Origin of the sequence: Polaromonas aquatica (assembly GCF_042659145.1) — a bacterium.
GTDB classification, from domain to species: domain Bacteria; phylum Pseudomonadota; class Gammaproteobacteria; order Burkholderiales; family Burkholderiaceae_C; genus Polaromonas; species Polaromonas aquatica.
Genome location: NZ_JBHSRS010000077.1, coordinates 44221 through 63759, shown reverse-complemented (window position 1 = coordinate 63759; position 19539 = coordinate 44221). Strand labels below are relative to the sequence as shown.

19 protein-coding genes are annotated in these 19539 nt (G+C 61.9%); 5 read left to right on the top strand and 14 right to left on the bottom strand.

What is annotated here, in order from left to right:
- Nucleotides 1-47 precede the first annotated feature (47 nt).
- Nucleotides 48-1166: a magnesium transporter CorA family protein gene (locus ACFQND_RS14540; protein ID WP_371439499.1), complete on the top strand. Its 1119-nt coding sequence runs from the start codon at nucleotides 48-50 to the stop codon at nucleotides 1164-1166.
- 241 nt (nucleotides 1167-1407) lie between these two features.
- A complete protein-coding gene (locus ACFQND_RS14535) occupies nucleotides 1408-2016 on the top strand; it encodes a DUF2799 domain-containing protein (RefSeq protein WP_371439500.1) in 609 nt (202 codons plus the stop codon).
- Nucleotides 2017-2043: 27 nt separating this feature from the next.
- On the opposite strand, the gene ACFQND_RS14530 is transcribed toward ACFQND_RS14535, so the two are convergent.
- The 3 genes from ACFQND_RS14530 to ACFQND_RS14520 form a co-directional block, all read right to left on the bottom strand.
- Nucleotides 2044-2706, bottom strand: coding sequence for a glutathione S-transferase family protein (locus tag ACFQND_RS14530; protein WP_371439501.1), 663 nt, complete (start codon nucleotides 2704-2706; stop codon nucleotides 2044-2046).
- 4 nt (nucleotides 2707-2710) lie between these two features.
- On the bottom strand, nucleotides 2711-3586 hold the full coding sequence (locus ACFQND_RS14525; protein WP_371439513.1) for an amidohydrolase family protein: 876 nt from the start codon (nucleotides 3584-3586) through the stop codon (nucleotides 2711-2713).
- 140 nt (nucleotides 3587-3726) lie between these two features.
- Nucleotides 3727-4416 (bottom strand): dienelactone hydrolase family protein, encoded by a 690-nt coding sequence (locus tag ACFQND_RS14520; RefSeq protein WP_371439502.1) that lies wholly within the window; start codon nucleotides 4414-4416, stop codon nucleotides 3727-3729.
- Between the two features lie 167 nt (nucleotides 4417-4583).
- On the opposite strand from ACFQND_RS14520, the gene ACFQND_RS14515 reads away from it, so the two are divergent.
- Nucleotides 4584-5330, top strand: coding sequence for an SDR family oxidoreductase (locus ACFQND_RS14515; RefSeq protein WP_371439503.1), 747 nt, complete (start codon nucleotides 4584-4586; stop codon nucleotides 5328-5330).
- 136 nt (nucleotides 5331-5466) lie between these two features.
- Entirely contained in the window at nucleotides 5467-6099 is a 633-nt protein-coding gene (locus tag ACFQND_RS14510) for a MarC family protein (protein ID WP_371439504.1), read from the top strand.
- Between the two features lie 16 nt (nucleotides 6100-6115).
- Here ACFQND_RS14510 and ACFQND_RS14505 read toward each other — a convergent pair whose 3' ends face one another.
- The 5 genes from ACFQND_RS14505 to ACFQND_RS14485 all read right to left on the bottom strand — a co-directional run bounded on the left by ACFQND_RS14505 (nucleotide 6116) and on the right by ACFQND_RS14485 (nucleotide 10432).
- Nucleotides 6116-6676: a cyclic nucleotide-binding domain-containing protein gene (locus ACFQND_RS14505; RefSeq protein ID WP_371439505.1), complete on the bottom strand. Its 561-nt coding sequence runs from the start codon at nucleotides 6674-6676 to the stop codon at nucleotides 6116-6118.
- A gap of 15 nt (nucleotides 6677-6691) precedes the next feature.
- The gene (locus ACFQND_RS14500) at nucleotides 6692-7402 is read right to left on the bottom strand and encodes an ABC-type transport auxiliary lipoprotein family protein (RefSeq protein WP_377413999.1); all 711 of its coding nucleotides are present in this window, start codon (nucleotides 7400-7402) and stop codon (nucleotides 6692-6694) included.
- A gap of 8 nt (nucleotides 7403-7410) precedes the next feature.
- Nucleotides 7411-8343 (bottom strand): MlaD family protein, encoded by a 933-nt coding sequence (locus ACFQND_RS14495; protein ID WP_371439507.1) that lies wholly within the window; start codon nucleotides 8341-8343, stop codon nucleotides 7411-7413.
- Between the two features lie 47 nt (nucleotides 8344-8390).
- Nucleotides 8391-9179 carry an ABC transporter ATP-binding protein gene (locus ACFQND_RS14490; RefSeq protein WP_371439508.1) on the bottom strand — a complete coding sequence of 263 codons (789 nt, stop codon included), beginning with the start codon at nucleotides 9177-9179 and terminating at the stop codon, nucleotides 8391-8393.
- A 125-nt stretch (nucleotides 9180-9304) separates the two neighbouring features.
- A complete protein-coding gene (locus tag ACFQND_RS14485; protein WP_371439509.1) occupies nucleotides 9305-10432 on the bottom strand; it encodes an MlaE family ABC transporter permease in 1128 nt (375 codons plus the stop codon).
- A gap of 309 nt (nucleotides 10433-10741) precedes the next feature.
- On the opposite strand from ACFQND_RS14485, the gene ACFQND_RS14480 reads away from it, so the two are divergent.
- Nucleotides 10742-12505: a GMC family oxidoreductase gene (locus ACFQND_RS14480; RefSeq protein ID WP_371439510.1), complete on the top strand. Its 1764-nt coding sequence runs from the start codon at nucleotides 10742-10744 to the stop codon at nucleotides 12503-12505.
- 234 nt (nucleotides 12506-12739) lie between these two features.
- Here ACFQND_RS14480 and ACFQND_RS14475 read toward each other — a convergent pair whose 3' ends face one another.
- From ACFQND_RS14475 to ACFQND_RS14450, 6 genes are all read right to left on the bottom strand, one after another.
- On the bottom strand, nucleotides 12740-13903 hold the full coding sequence (locus ACFQND_RS14475) for an ABC transporter substrate-binding protein (RefSeq protein ID WP_371439511.1): 1164 nt from the start codon (nucleotides 13901-13903) through the stop codon (nucleotides 12740-12742).
- Between the two features lie 191 nt (nucleotides 13904-14094).
- On the bottom strand, nucleotides 14095-15141 hold the full coding sequence (locus ACFQND_RS14470) for a branched-chain amino acid ABC transporter permease (protein ID WP_371439512.1): 1047 nt from the start codon (nucleotides 15139-15141) through the stop codon (nucleotides 14095-14097).
- On the bottom strand, nucleotides 15141-16013 hold the full coding sequence (locus ACFQND_RS14465; RefSeq protein WP_377413995.1) for a branched-chain amino acid ABC transporter permease: 873 nt from the start codon (nucleotides 16011-16013) through the stop codon (nucleotides 15141-15143). Before ACFQND_RS14465 ends, ACFQND_RS14470 begins: the two co-directional genes overlap by 1 nt.
- Entirely contained in the window at nucleotides 16010-17926 is a 1917-nt protein-coding gene (locus tag ACFQND_RS14460) for an AMP-dependent synthetase/ligase (protein WP_377413992.1), read from the bottom strand. Before ACFQND_RS14460 ends, ACFQND_RS14465 begins: the two co-directional genes overlap by 4 nt.
- Nucleotides 17919-18698 (bottom strand): ABC transporter ATP-binding protein, encoded by a 780-nt coding sequence (locus tag ACFQND_RS14455; RefSeq protein WP_377413989.1) that lies wholly within the window; start codon nucleotides 18696-18698, stop codon nucleotides 17919-17921. Before ACFQND_RS14455 ends, ACFQND_RS14460 begins: the two co-directional genes overlap by 8 nt.
- A complete protein-coding gene (locus ACFQND_RS14450; RefSeq protein ID WP_377413986.1) occupies nucleotides 18695-19516 on the bottom strand; it encodes an ABC transporter ATP-binding protein in 822 nt (273 codons plus the stop codon). Before ACFQND_RS14450 ends, ACFQND_RS14455 begins: the two co-directional genes overlap by 4 nt.
- Between the last annotated feature and the right edge of the window lie 23 nt (nucleotides 19517-19539).

The following is a 19539-nucleotide window of genomic DNA, read 5'->3' as shown; positions in this document are numbered from 1 at the left end:
AGGCGGCTTCAGATCGAATAGAGCATTAAAACAGGGCCTGCACTCTCATGCGTATCTTCAACATCAGCACTGCCGGCAGCCCGGGCGTTACGGAAGCAGAGGCCATCCCGACACAGCTGCCTGCCCAGGGTTTTATCTGGATCGCCTGCGCACGACGCGAGTTTGAAGTCCTGCAGGCGCAGGTCCAGACCGCCCTGCAAAACCTGTGCGGCACGCAACTGGTGGACCTGCATGTTGCCGACCTGCTCAACAACCAGTTGCCCTCCCACTACGACTACACCTCGCAGTACGACATCCTGGTGTTCCGCCGCCTGGCCGCCGGCAACACCGAAAGCGACGTCGCCCAGCCTGGCCAGCCCCTGCATGCGCGCCTCAAGCGCAGCGGCCCGCCGGTGCTCAAACGCATAGACACCAGCCCGGTGGGTTTTGCGGTGTTTGACAATGTCCTGCTGACGGTGCACCCCACCGACTGCACTGTGCGCGACGCCTATGCACAGCGCCTGCTCAACGCCAGCACGGTGGAATCCCGCGCAAGCGGCGTCAAGCTGCCCGCCAGTCCCGCCGACCTGATGCTGCGCATCGTCAACATGATGGTGGACGGTTACCTGGAACTGCGGCGCGAACTCACCCACCAGCTTGACCACTGGCAAACCGAGCTGCTCAATCCCGGCACCCGCTTCAACAACTGGAGCGCCATCATGGATGCGCGGCTGGCCATGCACCACCTCGACGAAATTTGCGAAGACCAGCGCGCCGCCGTGCAGGACTGGATAGACTCCATCGAGACCTGGCCGGACGGCACGACACCCGCGGCGCAACGCGAGCGCGACCTGCTCAAGGTGCGGTCACGCGACGTGCTGGAGCACATAGAACGCGTGGTGCACCACGTACGCCGCATGGAGCAAAGCGCGGAAACCGCCGTGCAGATGCACTTCAGCGCGCAAAGCCACCGCACCAACGACATCATGCGCACGCTGACGGCCGTCACCGCCATCTTCCTGCCGCTGAACCTGATCACCGGATTTTTCGGCATGAACTTCGAATTCATGCCCATCATTCACTCGGACACCGGCTTCTGGTGGACCTTCGGCCTCATGGTGCTGCTGGTGGTTGTGGTTTTGACGGTATTCATGCGCAAACGCTACATAGCCCGAACCGGTCGCTAGTACTGCTACCTGGAAGTAGCGAAACAAGATGAAAACGATGGATTCGCGCCCAGGGCTGGCGCCAGGCCGCAGTGAAGGCCATGCGCCTTCACAAGGGTTGCAACGCCGCCATGGGTGCGAAGACGCGTTTTCATGTTTCGATATTTTCGGGTTGCAGTACCAGACCAGGCCTCCCGCCCTCAAGCTTCCGGACCGCCTGGCCGTTAAACATTCATCCATTCATCCCGCTACAGGAAACATCATGCCCGTTGCCCCTGCAGGCTTTCACCCTCCCGGCCGCGCCTTGCTGCGCGCCTCGCTGGCGGCCCTGCTCCTTGTGTCGACCCTGCTCGCCGGCTGCGAAAGTCTGAGCCCTGCCGAATGCGCCACCGCCGACTGGCGCCAGCTGGGCGTGCAGGACGGCAGCCGTGGCCGCACGGACCGCATAGCCAGCTACTACGAATCCTGCGCCAAGGCAGGCATTGCGGTGAATGCAGCCGTTTACCGCGCTGGCCGCAACCAGGGCCTGCAAAGTTATTGCCAGCCGGCCAATGCCCTCAATGAAGGGCTGGCCGGCAACAGCTACGAAGGCGTCTGCCCTGCGCCCATGGACCAGAACTTCCGCAACATCCATGGCATCGCCTGGCGCGAGCAGGACGCCCGAAAAACCCTGGCGCGGCTGCTGCGCCAGCAGGACCAGATGCAGGCGGAGCTGCGCGACTCCAAAACCACCGAGGACCGCAGGCGCACCTTGCGCGATGATCTCTCACGCTCGGACCGCCGCATCGAAGAAGCCCGCTATGCGGTGCGCGACGCCAGTTATCAGCTGGACCGCCTGCGCAGCGACATGCGCCAGCGCGGCCAGTACTGAAGCAATTGAAACAATTGGCAGGCCGGCTCAGACCCAGGGCCGGGCCAGCCCCTCGGCCTCGAAAGCCCTGATCACCGCGGGCCGCGCCAGCATGCGCTGCAGGTAAGGGCCCAGGTGGGCGCGGTCCCGCGCGGGCCGGGACGCGAAGTTGCGCGTCCAGCGGCACAACGTCAACGCGTAGATGTCCACCGCCGAATAGTTCGCGCCCAGCAGCCACGGCTGCTCATGCATCTTTCCAGGCCGCGCCAGCTCGGCGTCCAGTTGGTCCAGCATCAGGCCGACCTTGGCCTCGGCATGGGACTTCAACTCGGCCACGCCCGCGCTGTTGCCGGCGTCCATCCAGCGATCCGGGTAGAAGTAAATGATCAATGCGGACTGCATGGTGTTGGTCAGCCAGACCAGCCATTTGTAGAAGTGCGCGCGTTCGGTCGTGCCCACGGCAGGCGCCAGCCCTGCCCCGGGATGTTTGTCGCACAGGTGCAGGCAGATCGCGGCGGTCTCGTAGAGCACCAACTCGCCATCGGTGAGCGTGGGGATCAGGCCGTTGGGATTGAGCTTGCGGTAAGCCTCCGAACGGTGTGCGCCCGTGCTGGTGTCGACCAGTATCTTTTCAAAAGGCACGCCCAGCTCCTGGAGCAGGATATGCGGCGCCATGGCGGCGGAACTGGGAGAGAAGTGCAATTGGTACATAAAACTATTGTTCAGTGACGCCAAAAATGCCCGCCGCATTGCCCCAGGCAATCCTGCGGGCCACATCGGGCGGCAGCTCGCCCAGCCACACACGGTAACCCTTCATCAATTCGTCGTACTGCACCCAGCGCTGGTTGACCCAGGTGTCCGAACCGATCATGAAGCGCTGCGGATACTTCAGCAGCAACGTGCGCCATTCACTGCAAAGCTTGCCGCCTTCGCAGGTCAGGCCGGGCCGGTAAGACAGCTCACCCATCAATTGCGGGTACTTCGCAAACAGCGCATCGACACGCGAGACCGGCGGGCCGCCTATGCCGGTATGCGCCCAGATCAGGCGTGCATCCGGCGCGTGAGCCATCAGCAGGTCAATGGCGGTGTCGTCCACATGGGCCAGCACGGCGAGTTTGTTTTTTTGCGCAAACTGCATGAGCTTCCTGGCGACAGGCCCATTGGCATTGGCGCTGTCATACAGGTGAAACTCGCCTATGCCCTTGTAAGGCCCGGCCTGGCTGCCCGTGACACCACGCGCAAACTCTGCCTGCACCATGTCGTAAATCGTCTCGTCGCGAAACCAGTTGTCGTAGTCGGCACGGTTGCGGTACAGGCGGATGAAAGGCACGACAGTCACACCGGCTTGCCGGGTCAACTCCAAGGCAGCCAGCGCCCTGGTGCCGTCATTGGGCCGCGAATTGGCAACCACGGCCTTGACCCCATTGCGCTGCATTCTCGCCAGCACGTCGGAAGGGGGGTTGGGGCCGAAACACGAGACGGCCCCCACGCTTTTCACTGCGTGTAATGCGCTGCCCCCCGAGGGGGCTGAACTTGCTTGGGGCGGCCCGGCGCTGCGTTCGCAGTCCCACGCCTCCCTGTTGTAGTGCATGTGCGCGTCAAACAGCGGACCGGTGTAGTCGGCCGCAAAGGCAGGGCCTGCAATCGCTACAAAAACAATAGCTGGCAGCGCCCTCAAACAGGCGGCTACAGGCCTGAAAGACTTATAACACACCGCCCCGGGCATGGTTTTCAGGTCAGATGTTTGGCCAAAAACGCCAGCGTGCGTTCGCGCGCCAGATTGGCCGCTGCCTCGTTATAGGCGCCGCGGTGGTCGCAATTGAAGCCGTGGTCGGCGTTGTAGATGTGGACTTCCACTTCGGGATGGGCCTTGATGAGTGCATTCACGCCTTCCATGGGTGCCGAATGGTCATGGTCGCTGAGGTGCGCCATGACAGGCACTTTCGGCTTGCGTGCAATTTCCTCGGGAGCGACCATGCCGCCACCGTAATACGGCACGGCTGCGCTCAGGCCTTTCAGCATCTCGGCCGAGCGCCATGCCAGCAAGCCGCCAAAGCAGAAACCGATGATGCCGACCTTGCCGCCACTGGCCTTGGCTGCATGGTCGATGGCAGCCTGTATGTCCTGCATGATGCCTGCGCCGGGCAGGGCCAGCACGGCGGCCTTGAGCGCAATGCCGGCCTTCATGGTGGCTTCGTTGTAGCCGGTATCCACACCCTTTTCAACACGTTCGAACAGGGCGGGCGCAACGGCCAGGTAGCCCTGGGCGGCAAAACGGTCCGTCACCTCCTGGATGTGCGAGTTCACGCCGAAGATTTCCTGCAGCACAACCATGGCGGCCTTGGGTTTACCCGCCGGCTCGGCCACGTAGGCTGGGAAAGAAAAACCGTCTGCGGCCTTGAGGTCTATGAATTTACCCATGATGCGTATGCTCCTGTGTGTATGGCTGGAATATGCAATTTGCAGTTTAAAGAATTTCAGGCAGGCCCCGCCCCACGCTTTGCGGCAGGGTCGCCATCATCAAGTACAGTGGCTGGCTGAAACCCTTGTTTGTACATCGGATTGCCCCTTTTTGCAGGAGTCCCGCTTTGCCAAAAACAGTATTGATCACAGGCGGCTCCCGCGGCATAGGCGCGGCAACGGCCCTGCTGGCAGCGCAGCAGGGCTACGCCGTGGCGGTGAACTATGCCAGCAACTCGCTGGCCGCCGATGAAGTCGTGCGGCAGATCCGCGCCGGCGGTGGCCAGGCCATCACGGTGCAGGGCGACGTAGCCAACGAGGCACAGGTGCTGGCCATGTTCGAAAAAATCGATGCGAAATTCGGCCCCCTGGGCGCGCTGGTCAACAACGCCGGCGTGGTGGACCGGACCACGCGTGTTGACGGCATCACGCTGGCGCGCCTGCAGCGCATGTTTGAGGTCAATGTGTTCGGCTCGTTTTTATGCGCCCGTGAAGCCGTCAAGCGCATGAGCACACGTTATGGCGGTGCGGGCGGCGCCATTGTCAATGTGTCGAGCGCCGCGTCGCGCCTGGGCTCACCCGGCCAGTATGTGGACTATGCGTCGGCCAAGGGCGCCATAGACACCTTCACCCTGGGCCTGGCCAAAGAGGTCGCAGCCGAAGGCATTCGCGTCAACGCGGTGCGGCCCGGCATTATTGAAACTGAAATCCACGCCTCAGGCGGCCTGCCCAACCGCGCGCGCGATGTCGCACCGCAAGTGCCCATGCAGCGTGCCGGCAGCGCGCAGGAAGTAGCCGAGTCCATTGCCTGGCTGCTCAGCGAAAAGGCCGGCTATACAACAGGCGCATTGCTCGACGTTGCCGGGGGAAGATAGTGCCCCCACGTTCGCTCACAACGCGCGAGCTCTCTGCCCCCCGAGGGGGCGCTGCGCCTGTGGCCCCGGCTGAAATGTGCCGGCAGCCCGTTTTTGCGCTTGCCGCTTGAATTGCCTTTAAGGAAAAGGAACGCCGATGGACTTCAAACCGCTTGTCACGCTGCTGGCCATCGTCAATCCGCTGGCCATCGTGCCGTTTTTTATTCATTACACACAGGGCTTCTCCAAAGCCCAGCGCAGACGCACCATCGTCATCTCGTCTTTCAGCGCCTTTGTGGTGATCGCCATCAGCGCACTGCTGGGCCTGCGCATCCTGGAGTTCTTCAATATCTCCCTGGCCAGCTTCCAGGTCGGCGGCGGCATGCTGCTCCTGCTCAGCTCCATGAACATGCTCAACGCGCAACCTGCCGAAGCCAAGATCCAGACGCATGAGCTGGAAGACGGCGCAGAGAAAGCCGCCATGGGCGCCAGCATTGCCGTGGTGCCGCTGACCATCCCGCTGCTGACCGGGCCGGCCAGCATGTCCACCGTGGTGATTTATGCCGAGAAGGCCAAGACGTTCTTTCAGCTCGGCACGCTGGTCGGCTACGGCGTCGTGATCGGCCTGGCCACGGCGCTGTGTTTTGCGCTGGCCGAGCCGATCGCCCGCGTGCTGGGTAAAACCGGCATCAATGTGATGACGCGCTTGATGGGCCTGATACTCGCTGCGCTGGCCGTCGAGGTGATGGCCGACGGTTTGGGCAAGCTGTTTCCGATACTGCGCGGCTAGGGCCTGTGAATACTTGCTACTTTTTCTGCAACAGCCTGACCAGCTGGTTGCTGGTATTACGCAAGCGCTGCGCCATCAGCTGCGTGATCTTGACCAGCAGCTTGGCACCCACGCCCGGGTGGTCACGGATCAGCAGGGCAATCTCGTGACGCCCCAGCACACCAGCCTCCACAGCCTCGATGGCCGTGCAGCTTGCATAGCGCGGTTCGCTGTCGAGCATGGACATCTCGCCCAACGATGCGCCGCGCTGGATCACAGCCACACGCGAGCTGGCGACTTCGGTTTTCGGGTCGGCCGGTGTGGCGCCATCGCTCGGCTCCAGGCGTTTGGTCACGTCCACCGTGCCCTTGAGCAGCAACAGCATCCAGTCACCGGCTTCGCCCTCGCGGATCAGCACCTGGCCCGGTTCGGCCCTGACAAGCAGCATCGAGGCGCCCAGGATGTCGGCCTCAGCCGGTGTCATGTCCTGCAACAAGGGCGAGGTTTGCAGCAGGTCCGCGCCGGCAACGCTAAGGCGTTCACAGCAGCCGAATACCGTCAGGCCCGCCGCCTGCAGTTGCTCCTCAAGTGTCTTCATCAGGATCCACCCGAATCAACGCGCAGGCAACTGCTGCAGCCACTGGTCGATCTCTTCAATGGCGGCATCGGTCGCCTGCGTCAGCGCACGCACGCCGCCCGTCGCATCGCCACTGGTGGCCGGGCGCTGCACCACCACATTGCGCTGACCCACCAGGCGTTCACCTCCCGGCGTGACCTCCATCAGTGTGGCCCGCATGCGGATCAGGCCAACACTGGTGTCCGGGGCGGTGAACAGCTGGCTGAACTCCTGCAATTCCAGCCTGAGCAGCAAGGGCAACACCGGGTTCTGGTTGCGATTGAGCGACGCGCGCTCCCCGGCTTCAAACACCACCCGGCGCTGGCTTAGCTGCTCGCGCAGGCGCTGGCGCACCAGTTGCGCCGGCGGCATGCTCCAGCGCGCCTGCGAATAAGGGCGCAACTGCTGCTCGTCCACATACGCCAGCCGGTAGAGCACCGCCATGTTGTCGAGCACGCCGCCGGAGGTGCTGACATCGTCAATTGCCAGCGGCGGCAATGGCGCCTGGCGCGTGACCTGCTGCGTGGCAAGCGGGCCGGGCCCGAAGTCGTAAATCAGGGCCCGCGTGGGTTTGTCGGGCAGGCCGGAGCAGCCCGCAAGGGCAAAGGCCGCCAACAGTGCAAATACAAGGCAAAAATAGCCTGTAGCGCATGCTCCATGAGCGCGACCAGCTATCAAATCGATAGCGTTTTTTGGTTTTTCAAACATCCGGGACTTCATTTTTTTGCTCCTGCTGCCGAAAAACCGGGTTCGCCCGGGCCGGGCAAAACCGGGCCATTGCCAAAGATCAGCGACTGCGGGTTGTCATCCACCGCACTCACTGTGCGCCGCAACTGGCGCATGGTGCGTGCGGTTTCGTCAGCCACCTCGCCGAGTTTGGGCAGCGTGGCGGCGCTGAAGGTTTCGACGCCCGCGGCCAGCGCCGCGCCGCCTTCAGCCAGCTTGTCGATCGGCCCGCCTTTTTCATTGAGGCGGCTGGCGGTCACACCCAGCTGGTCGCTGGTTTTCTGGATCGACCGGAAGGTTGCGCTGGCGTCACGCGACAGCGCGGGCAGGCCGGCCACCGTCGGCTCCAGGCCCTTGGCTACGCGGTTCAGGCTGCCGGCCGCTTCACCAAGCTGGCTGACGGCCGTGTTGATGGATTTCTGGTTTTCGTCGGACAACAGTTTGTTCAGGCTGGTACTGGCCTGCTCGACCTGGTCGAAGATGCGTTCCCCCTGCTTGAGCAGTTTGTCCAGGCCACCCGGCTTGAGGGGAATGCGCGGCGGGTCGTCGTCGTTTGGCACCAGACGTTCGGTCGACGTGCCGTTGTCGTCCAGCTGGATAAAACCCAGGCCCGTCACACCCTGCGAGGCCACCGTGGCAAAAACAGACTTCGTCACGGGCGCACCACGGTCTATCGACACACGAACCAGCACATTGCCTTTTATCTTGCTGTCAAAACCTATGAGCTCGACCTTGCCGACCTGCACGCCGCGAAAGCGCACAGGCGCCTGCGGCTGCAGGCCCGAGATGATTTCGGAGGTAGACATCTCGTAAAGGTCGCGCTGGGTGTTGTCGCGCATGAGCCAGATTGCCAGCACGGCCAGCAAGGCAGTGACCACCAGCACAAATGCGCCGGCAACCATGGCATGGGCTTTGTTTTCCATTTGGAAACCTCTCTAGTACAAATGCAACAAATGCAAACAGGGATGCATCAAACGGTGAATGGGTACTCGCGTAGCAACTCCATTGCACGCTGACCCCGTTCCCCGAGGAAAAACTGGTGAATAAAGGGATGTGGAAAGGCCACGACCTCTTTGGGTACATCGTTGATGATGACTTTCTGGTCCGCCAGCACGGCGATGCGGGTGCTGAGTTCAAACAGCGTGTCCAGGTCATGCGTGACCATCACCACCGTCAGCCCCATGTCGCGGTGCAGGGAGCGCAGCAGCGCACAAAAACTGTCGGAGCTTTCCGGGTCCAGGCCGGCGGTCGGTTCGTCCAGCAGCAGGAGCGGCGGGTCCATGATGAGGGCACGCGCCAGCGCCACGCGCTTGATCATGCCGCCGGAGAGGTCGCTGGGCATCTTGTCTGCCGCGTCGGGGGCCAGGCCAACCATCTGCAGCTTGACCAGGGCGGCCTCGCGTATGAGCGCGCTCGGCAGGATTTTCAGTTCACGCAAAGGAAAGGCGATGTTCTCCAGCACTGTAAAGGCCGAAAACAGCGCGCCCTGCTGGAACAACATGCCCACACGGCTGGCCGCCCCACGCTTGCCCAGCTCGGCCGCCGGTTTTCCCAGCACGGTGATCTCGCCCCTGGCCGGCGTTTCAAGGCCCAGCATCTGGCGCAGCAGCACGGTTTTGCCGGTGCCCGAGCCGCCGACCAGCGAAAGCACCTCACCGCGCACCACAGTCAGGTCCAGGTCCTTGTGGACAACCGATTCCCTGTCGCCATTCTGGAAAATGGTCCACAGTTTTTTGATTTCAACGACGGATTCACTCATATTCGACGGCAGTCGACATGGCGTAATTTTCCGCAGGGCCGCCCCATCCTTCGACAAGCTCAGGACGATCGGAATCCCCCTCGGGGGGCAGCGCAGTATGCGAAGTGACAAGCGTGAGGGCCATATTAGATGCCGACGTTCCTGAATAAAACGGCGAACAATGCATCTACAAGAATGACTACCGTTATGGACGTTACCACTGAAGCCGTGGTGCCCTGCCCCAGGCTCTCTGTGTTGGGTTTGACGCGCAAACCGTAGTGGCAGCCCACCAGCACGATCAACAGGCCGAAAACAACCGACTTGGCGCTGGCCAGCGTTAGGTTGGCAACCTCCACGGCATCCGGCAGGGAATTGATAAAAAACGAGGGCGTCACATCCATCGCCGCGTGGGACGCCAGCATGCCGCCCAACAGTGCCGCAAGGGTGGTCCAGACGCTGATCAGCGGCATCACCACCGCCAGCGCCAGCGCACGCGGCATCACCAGACGGAAACCCTTGGCAATGCCCATGACACGCATGGCATCCAGCTCTTCAGTGACGCGCATCACGCCTATCTGCGCAGTGATGGCCGAGCCCGAGCGCCCGGCAATCAAAATCGCCGCCAGTACCGGCCCAAGCTCGCGGATCAGCGAAATGCCCAGGATGTTGACGATAAAGGCGTCCGCACCAAACTGCCTGAGCTGCTGCGAGATCAGGTAAGCCAGCACCACACCAATCAGGAAACCCACCAGCGCCGTGATGGGCAGTGCCGTCGCACCTATGTGGTAGAGATGACCCGAGAAATCGCGCCAGGGACCCTCATGCGGACGTTTTGCAAGCCGGATGACGTCAAGCAGCAACTGGCCGACCAGGCGGACCAAGGATTTGAGGTGGTCCACAAATGCAAGCGCCCGCTCGCCCAGCAAGATGACCGGCTCTGCCCAGTTGGTCTTGCGCGGTTTGGCTGGCGTGACCGGAAACCTGGCCACGGTCTCAAGCACCGCCCGCTGGCTGGATTCAACCTCAAGCTGTGCAGGCCATGCATGGCCCCAGTGGTTCCAGAGCAGCTGTGCACCAAGGTGGTCCAGCTTTTCAAGCTGCCGCAAATCCCAGCTGCCGGGGGACTTGTCACCGCCCAGTTGCTGGAGCTGCGCCGTCAGCGCCTCCCACACCGGCTTTGGGGTCAGGTCGGCCGCGGTCCAGGCCCCGAGCACGACAAACAGCCGGCCTTGCGGCGTGTCCTGCTGTTCAATTCGGGGAGTGGATGAATCCATAGACCTCAAAGATCAAAAGGGGGCCGGACGGCAAACCCGCAACAGTCGCTGCGCCCGGCACAAGCTTGCCATGGTAACTGCGAAAGCATAAATCCGGCCAGCCGGCCTGGGTCTGTCGCCCGCGTCCTACAGGCCCGGAAGAACGGACAAGAGCAGGCGCTTTCGTACAAAACCACCCCGTCGCAGGCAACCAGGATTCTTCCTCCGGACCCCGGTCAGCCCGGTGTTAGGCAGCAAAGGCAAAATACACAAAACCGCCCGGGCCCGGGCTCAACAAGAATTCGCAAAAAACCGAGAGACAAAACACCCATGCAAGATAACGACCATGTCTTTGACTACATCATCATCGGCGCGGGCACGGCCGGCTGCCTGCTGGCCAACCGCCTGAGTGCCGACGCGTCCAAACGCGTGCTGATGATTGAAGCGGGCCGCAAGGACGACTACCACTGGATCCACATTCCGGTGGGTTACCTGTATTGCATAGGCAACCCGCGCACCGACTGGCTTTACAACACCGAGCCGGATGCCGGGCTCAATGGCCGCTCGCTGCGCTACCCACGCGGCAAAACCCTGGGCGGCTGCTCCAGCATCAACGGCATGATCTACATGCGCGGCCAGGCCCGCGACTATGACGAGTGGGCCCACCTGACGGGCGATATGGCCTGGCGCTGGGAAAATTCCCTGCCGCACTTCAAGCTGCATGAAGACCACTACAAGGGTGCTGACGCGATGCACGGCGCGCGCGGCACGGCCCCTTCGCTGATGCTGGACAAGAACGTGCCCTACCAGAAGGTGCTGCGGCACCGCAATGCCGGCGGTGAATGGCGGGTCGAGAAGCAGCGCCTGCGCTGGGACATCCTGGATGCGTTTGCACAGGCCGCCACCCAAGCCGGCATTCCGGCGACAGACGACTTCAACCGTGGCAACAACGAGGGTGTGGGTTACTTCGAGGTCAACCAGAAAGGCGGCTGGCGCTGGAATACCGCCAAGGCCTTCCTGCGGCCCGCCTGCTACGCACGCCCCAACTTCGAACTCTGGAACAACGCCCAGGTCTGCAAGCTGGTGGTTGAGGTGCAGGCCGACGGCAGCAAGCGCTGCACCGGCGTCGAGGTCTGGACCGGGGACGAACGCATGACCGTGCACGCCACGCGTGATTCCGGCCAGGACCGAGGGCTGATAGGTGAAGTCCTCCTCTGCGCCGGCAGCATCAACTCGCCGCAGATATTGCAACTCTCGGGCATTGGCCCGGCTGCACTGCTGCAGCAGCACGGCATCCCGGTGGTGCAGGACCTGCCCGGCGTGGGCGCCAACCTGCAGGACCACCTGCAGATCCGCTCGGTCTACAAAATCCAGGGCAGCACCGAAAAGGGGGGAAAAGACGGCTGGGGCCTGTCCCTCAACACCATGGCCAACTCGCTGCTGGGCAAGGCCCGCATAGGGATCGAATACGCATTGCGCCAGACCGGCCCCATGAGCATGGCACCCTCGCAGCTTGGCGCCTTCACGCGCAGCTCGCCCGAGCAGCCCTACCCAAACATCCAGTACCACGTGCAGCCCCTGTCGCTGGATGCCTTCGGCGAGCCGCTGCACAACTTCAATGCCTTCACGGCCAGCGTCTGCAACCTCAACCCGACCAGCCGCGGCACGGTGCACATCAAAAGCCCGCGCTTTGAAGATGCGCCGGCGATTGCGCCCAATTACCTGAGCACCGCCGAAGACCGAAAGGTGGCCGCCGATTCGCTGCGCGTGACGCGCAAGATCGTCAGCCAAAGCGCACTGGCCAAATACAAACCCGAGGAGTTCAAGCCCGGCGTGCAGTTCCAGACCGACGAGGACCTGACGCGGTTGGCCGGCGACATTGCCACCACCATCTTCCACCCGGTGGGCACCACCAAGATGGGGCGCGACGACGACGTGATGGCCGTGGTGGACTCGCACCTGCGGGTGCGCGGCATACGCGGCCTGCGGGTGGTCGATGCCGGCGTGATGCCGCTGATCACCAGCGGCAATACCAACTCACCGACCTTGATGATTGCGGAGAAGGCTGCGGAGTGGATTCAGGCCGGGCTTTGACGAGCACTACGGCCTGAAATTTAACCCGGGTCTCAAAAATCAAAGCCCCTGAAAAGCCGACTTCCATATTAGCTTTTCAGGGGTTTAGTTTTTTGGGGATTGCCGACAGACATCAGAATGGCCAAAAGAGGCCATTCCAGGCATCAAATCTGGATACAGCCCAATAGGGATGGGCGGATCTAGCTATTTTATTAGTAGCAAATCAACAGGCTGCCCAGCGCGGGCTCCTGGCGCTTACTGCAGCGGTTCAAACTCCAGCGTCTTGACGTTGGCCTTCATCAGGCTGAGCTTTTGACGTGAGAAGTGTGACTTGGGCGTGAAGTTGATGGGTGCCATCACCGAGGTTTCCATGTCCTTGGTGGCGTCCATTTCCTTGATGGTGCAGGCCCACGTCAGGGCCTTGCCGCAGCGGCGCATCGCCTCGATCAGGGTCTTGGTGCCGGCGTAGGCCACCGGCGTGTAGCGGTTGACGCGCTTGAGGTCGTCTTCGGGCAGCAGCTTGGTCGCACGCGAATAAAAGGCGCGACTCTGGGCACTGCCCTCGGGCACCACGTAGTCGATCATGTAGAAGTTGCCAGCCGCAGAACCCATGGCCTGCAGTGCCGACGGATAGCGGCCAATCCAGGTCGCGCCCACGGGGATCTTCGAGCCCAGGCGCTCAAGCTCTTTCACCATGGCGACGTTCTCGGTCACGATGCCGCCGGCCAGCAGCACCTCGGCACCGGCTTTGGTGGCGGACAGCATCTCGGCAGAAAAGTCCTTCTGTCCACGGCGGTACGCCGTCTTGTAGACGACATTGAGCTTGTATTTGGCCTGCGCACGGTCCCAGCCTTCTCGCATCAACGAGCCGAGTTCGTCGTCCTGCGTCACCACTGCCCATTTTTTGTTGGGGTAGAGCTTGTTCAGCTCGGTGACCAGCGCTTCAACGCTGTCCTGGTGTGAGGCGCCGGCCACATAAATATTGGGCACGACCGGCGTGTGCAGGGAATCGGGAAAGCTCAGCACGTTGATGGCGGGTATGCCGGTTTCTTTCAGCATGGGCAGCAGCGCCACGCTGGGTGCGGAGCCTGAGATGGCGGCCAGGGCAAACACCTTGTCGCTGGTGATCAGCTTGCGGGCAGCCTGTACGGCCCGGGTAACGACATAACCGTCGTCCTCGGAGATCACGCGTATCTTGCGGCCATTGATGCCGCCGGCGGCATTGACCTCGGCCACCGCCATCTTGGTTCCAAGGCTCAGCGCCACGCTTCCGACTGAAGCCGGGCCGGTCAGCGGTGCGATTTCGCCAATCAGGATTTCGGTGTCCGTCACGCCCTGTTGCGCCTGGGCCAGCAGCGGACCGGCCATCACCAAGGCAGCGGCCAGGGCGGGTAATGCACGTTTGAAATTCAGTTTCATGTTTGTCTCCTGCTATTGGTTTTCAAGAAGGGAAGAAAGGCGTTCTCACGAATCTGCCGAAGGGGCGTTCAGGGTGGTTTTTTAGGTTTAAGTAAACATCAACGTTTTTGTTGACAAATTTTTCATGCATGCTACTTCGCGCAAAGGGGGCGGTCAACCGGGTAAATCGGGCAACGCGGGTAAAGCGCGTGTCAATAACGCATGGGCCGGCTGGTCCAGAGGCGCTTGAGGTCTATCCACAAGCCGACCAGGCCGCGCGGGTCCAGCATCAGGAAACCGACGATGGCGCAGCCATACAGGATGCCCTTGATTTCGAGCGCGACGGAGTTGAGCTGCCAGCCGAAGGCCGCGCTAACCGCGCCCAGCAACTGCGTGCTGACTTCCGGCAGCGAGATGATGAAGATGGTGCCTATCACCGTGCCCAGCACCGAGCCTATGCCGCCCACGATGAGGATGGCCACCGCCTCTATGCTGAGCAGAAAGGGAAAGCCCTCAACATTGGCAAAATTGATGAACAGCACCATCAATGCGCCGCTGATGCCGGTCAGGAAGGAGCTGATGACAAACGCCAGCAGCTTGTATTTGGTGAGCGAAATTCCCATGGCAACCGCCGCCTGGTCGTTGTCGCGTATGGCAATGAAGGCCCGGCCCAGCCGGCTGCGGCGGATATTGAGCACGCCCAGCAAGGTCAGCAAGGTCACCGCCAGGCACAGCCAGTACAGCGCACGCTCCGACGAAAAATCAATGCCGAAGATGATGGGGCGCGGCACCATGAGGCCGCGACCGCTGCCCGTGAAATCGCCACCCGCCAGAATCAGCGAATACACAATGAAGGTGAAAGCCAGCGTCGTGATGGCCAGGTACAGGCCCTTCAGGCGCAGTGACGGCACACCAACGACCAGGCCGGCCACGGCAGGCACCACTCCTGCCAACGCAAAGGCCGGCAGCGGGTGCAGCCCCAACCTGACGGTGGCAATGGCATAGGCATAACCGCCCAGCACAAGGAAGGCCACGTGACCCAGCGACACCAGCCCGGTAAAACCGGTCAGCACATTGAGCCCCAGCACGCCGACCAGCGTGAACAGCACAGTGGTAAAAAAACCTGTGACGTAAGGCGAGGCGACAAAGGGCAATGCCACCAGCGTCGCCAGCACCACCGCATACCAGAGGCGCACCGCACTGGAGTCGGTGAGGTCGAGTTGCTCCGAAAAGCTCTGTTTGAAGTGACCGCTTTGCATCAGACCCTCTCAATGTCTTTCTGGCCGAACATTCCGAACGGCCTGACCATCAGGATGACCAGGATCATCAGGAAACCGGCAATTTCCTTGAGCAGCGGGGCGACGTAGCCGCCAACCAGGTTCTCGAAAACACCGATGAAGATACCGCTGGCGCCGGATCCTATGACGGCATCCAGTCCCCCAAACACCGTGGCCGGGAAGGACTTCAAGCCCAGCGTGAAGATGGACGGCGACAGCTCGAAGCTGACGGCAAAAAACAAACCGGCCAGACCGGCAAGCACCGATGACGTGGCCCAGGCCACGGCCTGCACGCGCGAGACCGAGATGCCCATCAGGCTGGCAGTGCGTGCGTCGGCAGCCACCGCCCGCATGGCAATGCCGAAACGGCTGTAGCGGAAGAACACATGCGTGAGCGCCAGGGCGAGCAGGAGCACCACAATCACGGCGATCTGGCTCACGCGCATGCGCAGGCCTGCAAACACCACGATGTCGCTGGCGTACTGCACATCCACGCGCTGCTGCTCACCACCCCAGATCATCAGCACGACGGACGTGATGATGACACCCAGACCCACCGTGACCAGCACCGCAGAGAATACCGGCTGCCCGATCATCTTGCGCATGATGAAGCGCTCAATCAGCAGCCCCAGCACAATGCTGGACAACAGCGCGCCGCCCACCAGCGCCCAGGTACTGGAGCCCAGTGCCGTACTGATGGACCACGAGATGTAGGCGATCAGCATGCCGAGTTCGCCCTGCGCGAAGTTCAGCAGGCCGGTGGCCTTGTAGGTCATGGCAAAGGCCATCGCCATCAGGCCGTAGATGGCGCCTATGGCCACACCGGAGTAGACCAGTTCAAGGGTGTATCTCATGCCTGTGCCCTTTCTGTCTTTTTGGTCTCTTGCGTGCTCTCGGTCTTGTCGCTCTTTTCGCCGTAGATCATGGCGAGTTCGCGCGCAAATTTCTTTTCAATCACTGCGCGGCGTATCTTCTGGGTTGCGGTCAGTTCACCGTCGTCGTGGTCCAGTTCTTTTTCGAGGATCACGAAACGCCGGATGTTTTCGACCCGGGCAAAGCGGGCGTTGACCTCATCGACGTTACCCTGCACCAGTTCGCGCACCTTGGGGTGCATGGCCAGCGACTTGTATCCGCTGTAGGAGATGTCCCTTTCGCTGGCCCAGCGCCCCACCGTTTCAAAGTCGATCTGTATCAGGCCACCCAGGAAGTGGCGGCCATCACCCACAACGATGGCTTCGTGGATGAAGGGGCTGTCGCGCAGCGCATTCTCGATCTCCGAGGGCGCGATGTTCTTGCCGCCGCTGGTGATGATGATGGCCTTCTTGCGATCAACGATGACCAGCTCGCCCGCCTCGTCAAGCGTGCCTATGTCGCCGGTGCTGAGCCAGCCCCCGTTATCCATCGTCGAGACAGTGGCCGCCTCGTCGTAAAGGTAGCCCTTGAAGACGCCGGGCGACTTGAGCAGGATTTCGCCATCGTCTGCAAACTTCAGTTCCACGCCGTCGAGCGGCAGGCCGCAGGTGCCTATGCGGCTGCTGCGGTCAGGGCGCTGCACAAAGGCCATGCCGCAGCTTTCGGTCAGGCCGTAGCCCTGGCATATCTGCAGGCCGAGGATGTCGAAGAACAGCAAGGTCTCAGGCGAAACGGAAGCGCCGCCACAGACCCGCACGCGCGTGCGGTCCAGCCCCATCTGGCGCTGCATGTTGCGATACATCAGCCAGTACCAGAAGCTGTATTCAATGCTCTCCAGCAATGAGCGTTGGCCTTGCCGCGCGGCCTTCTTTTCAGCCAGCTTGCGCCCGCGACTCATGGCAAAGTTGAAGACCCGGCGCCACGGATTGCCCGGCTCGCGCGCCTTGAAGGTGGTGTTTTGCTGGAGCTTTTCCCAGATGCGCGGCACGCCCAGGAAAAAGCTGGGCGCTATCTCGCGGATGTTGGCGGACACGGTGTCTATGGATTCGGCAAAATTCACCACGCCGCCCAGCACCAGGTGCAGGACCATGGAATACGAACGCTCGGCCACATGGCAAAGCGGAAGGTAACACACAGCCTCGTACTGGCCCGCCTTGAGGCCGCTGGCCTCGGCAAAACGGCAGTTGGCAAAGGTCAGGTTGCGATGCGTCAGCATGGCGCCCTTGGGCGGCCCGGTGGTGCCAGACGTGTAGATCAGCACATTGACATCGTCGATGCGGCCGGCATCCAGCTCGCGCTTGAGCCAGTCTGCAGCTTCGGGCTGCGTGTCCAGCAATCGCCGGCCTGTGGCCAGCAGGTCGCCAAAACTGCGCACGACGGCCTTGTCATAGTGCCGCATGCCTTTGGCGTCCATGCAGATGACGTGCTTGAGGTCGGGCAGGCCGCCTTCTTTTTGCATCGCCTCCAGCACCTTGTCGGTCTGCTCCTGGTCGCCACAGATCACGACACTGGCTTTGCAGTGGCGCACCACGTACTGCAACTCGTTCCAGGGGTTGGTGGGGTAAATGCCCACCACCTCGACACCCATAAGCTCGGCGCCCAGGTCGGCAAAAAACCATTCAGGCACGCCCTCGGCTGCAATGGCGATACGGTCGCCCCGCTTGAGGCCCAGCTCGCGCAGGCCGAGTGCCACCAGGCACACCTGCTTGTTGTAGCGCTCCCATGAAACGCCCTGCCAGATACCCAGGCTTTTTTGTCGCAAGGCGGTAGCGTGCGGCGTGCGCTCTGCGCGCCAGGCCAGCAGTTGCGGCAAGGTCATGGCCTGCGCGGCTGCGAGTGTGAGTTCTTCATGCATCTGAGACCGCCTCTTCGCCCAGGTAGGCCTTGGTCACGGCCGGGTCGTTCATGATTTCCGCGGGCGTTCCGGTGGCGATCAGGCAGCCAAAATCAAGCACATAGATACGGTCAGACAGGTCCATCACGACCTGCATATCGTGCTCGATCATCAGCACCGTGATGCCCAGTTCGTCGCGGATATCAAGAATGAAGCGCGCAATGTCTTCTTTTTCTTCGCGATTCATGCCGGCTACGATTTCGTCTAGCAGCAGCAGGTCCGGGTCGCTGGCCAGCGCCCGGCCCAGTTCAACCCGCTTTTGCTGGCCGTAAGACAGCGAGCCGACGATCTTGTCGCGCAGGCTTTCAATCTCAAGAAACTCCACGATCTGCTCGACGCGCTCACGCGCTGCCGCTTCCTCGCGCCGTGCGCGGCCCATGAAAAAGATGGACTCCAGCGGATTGGACTTGATGTGCGTGTGCCGCCCGACCAGCAGGTTCTCTATCACCGTGCTGTGCTTGAACAGCGCCAGGTTCTGGAAAGTCCGACCCATGCCCGCTGCGGCGTAGTTCTCGGGGCGCTCGCGCGCCATGCTTTTTTCCTTGAAGAAAACTTCCCCGGTGGTGGGCCTGAGCACGCCGCTGATCAGGTTGAACAGCGTGGTCTTGCCTGCGCCGTTGGGGCCTATCAGGCTGCAGATTTCACCGGCATTGACATGCAGGCTCACATCGTTGACGGCCGTCAGGCCGCCGAACTTCTTGACCACGCCGCGCGCTTCCATCAGGTGGGTCATGACAACCACCTTTTGCGCCGTTTGTAATGTTTCACGTCGCGCATGCTTTGAACTTCACCACTCTTGATTCCCAGGTAAAACTCGCGCACATCGGGGTTGTCTTTCAGGTCTGCGGAGCTGCCGGTCAGCATGACACGGCCGTTTTCCATGATGTAGGCGCGGTCGGCAATGGCCAGCGCCTTCATGGCGTTCTGCTCAACCAGCAGGATGGTGAGCTTCTCGTCGCGTGACAGCTGGCGTATGCGCTCGAATATCTCATTGACCACCAGCGGCGCCAGACCCAGGCCCGGTTCATCGAGCGCGAGGATGCGCGGCTTGCTCATCAGTGCGCGGCCAATCGCGACCATCTGCTGCTCGCCGCCGGACAGGTAGCCGGCAATCTGCGCACGCCGCTCCAGCAGGCGCGGGAACAGGTTGTAGACGTAATCCAGGCTGTCACCCAAACCCGCGCGGTTGCGGTGGTGGCCGCCGACGACCAGGTTTTCCTGCACGGTCATGGAGGCAAACAGGCGGCGCCCTTCCGGCACGTGGACCAGTCCGCGGCCGACAATGTTTGCAGCCGTCATGCGGCCCAACTGCGCACCCGCGTAGCGGATTTCGCCTTTTTCAATCTTGCCGTCCTCAAAATCCAGAATGCCCGAAATGGCTTTCAGCACCGTTGACTTGCCGGCGCCGTTGGCGCCCAGCAGGGCCACGATCTGACCGGGGTGGACTTCAAAAGAAACGTCGCGCAGGGCCTCGATAGCGCCGCCGTAGACAACCTGAAGATTGTTGACGGCCAGCAGCGGCTCACCTGCGGGCATGGTGTGGTCTGTCATTTTGTGAATGTTCTGCCGTTCGC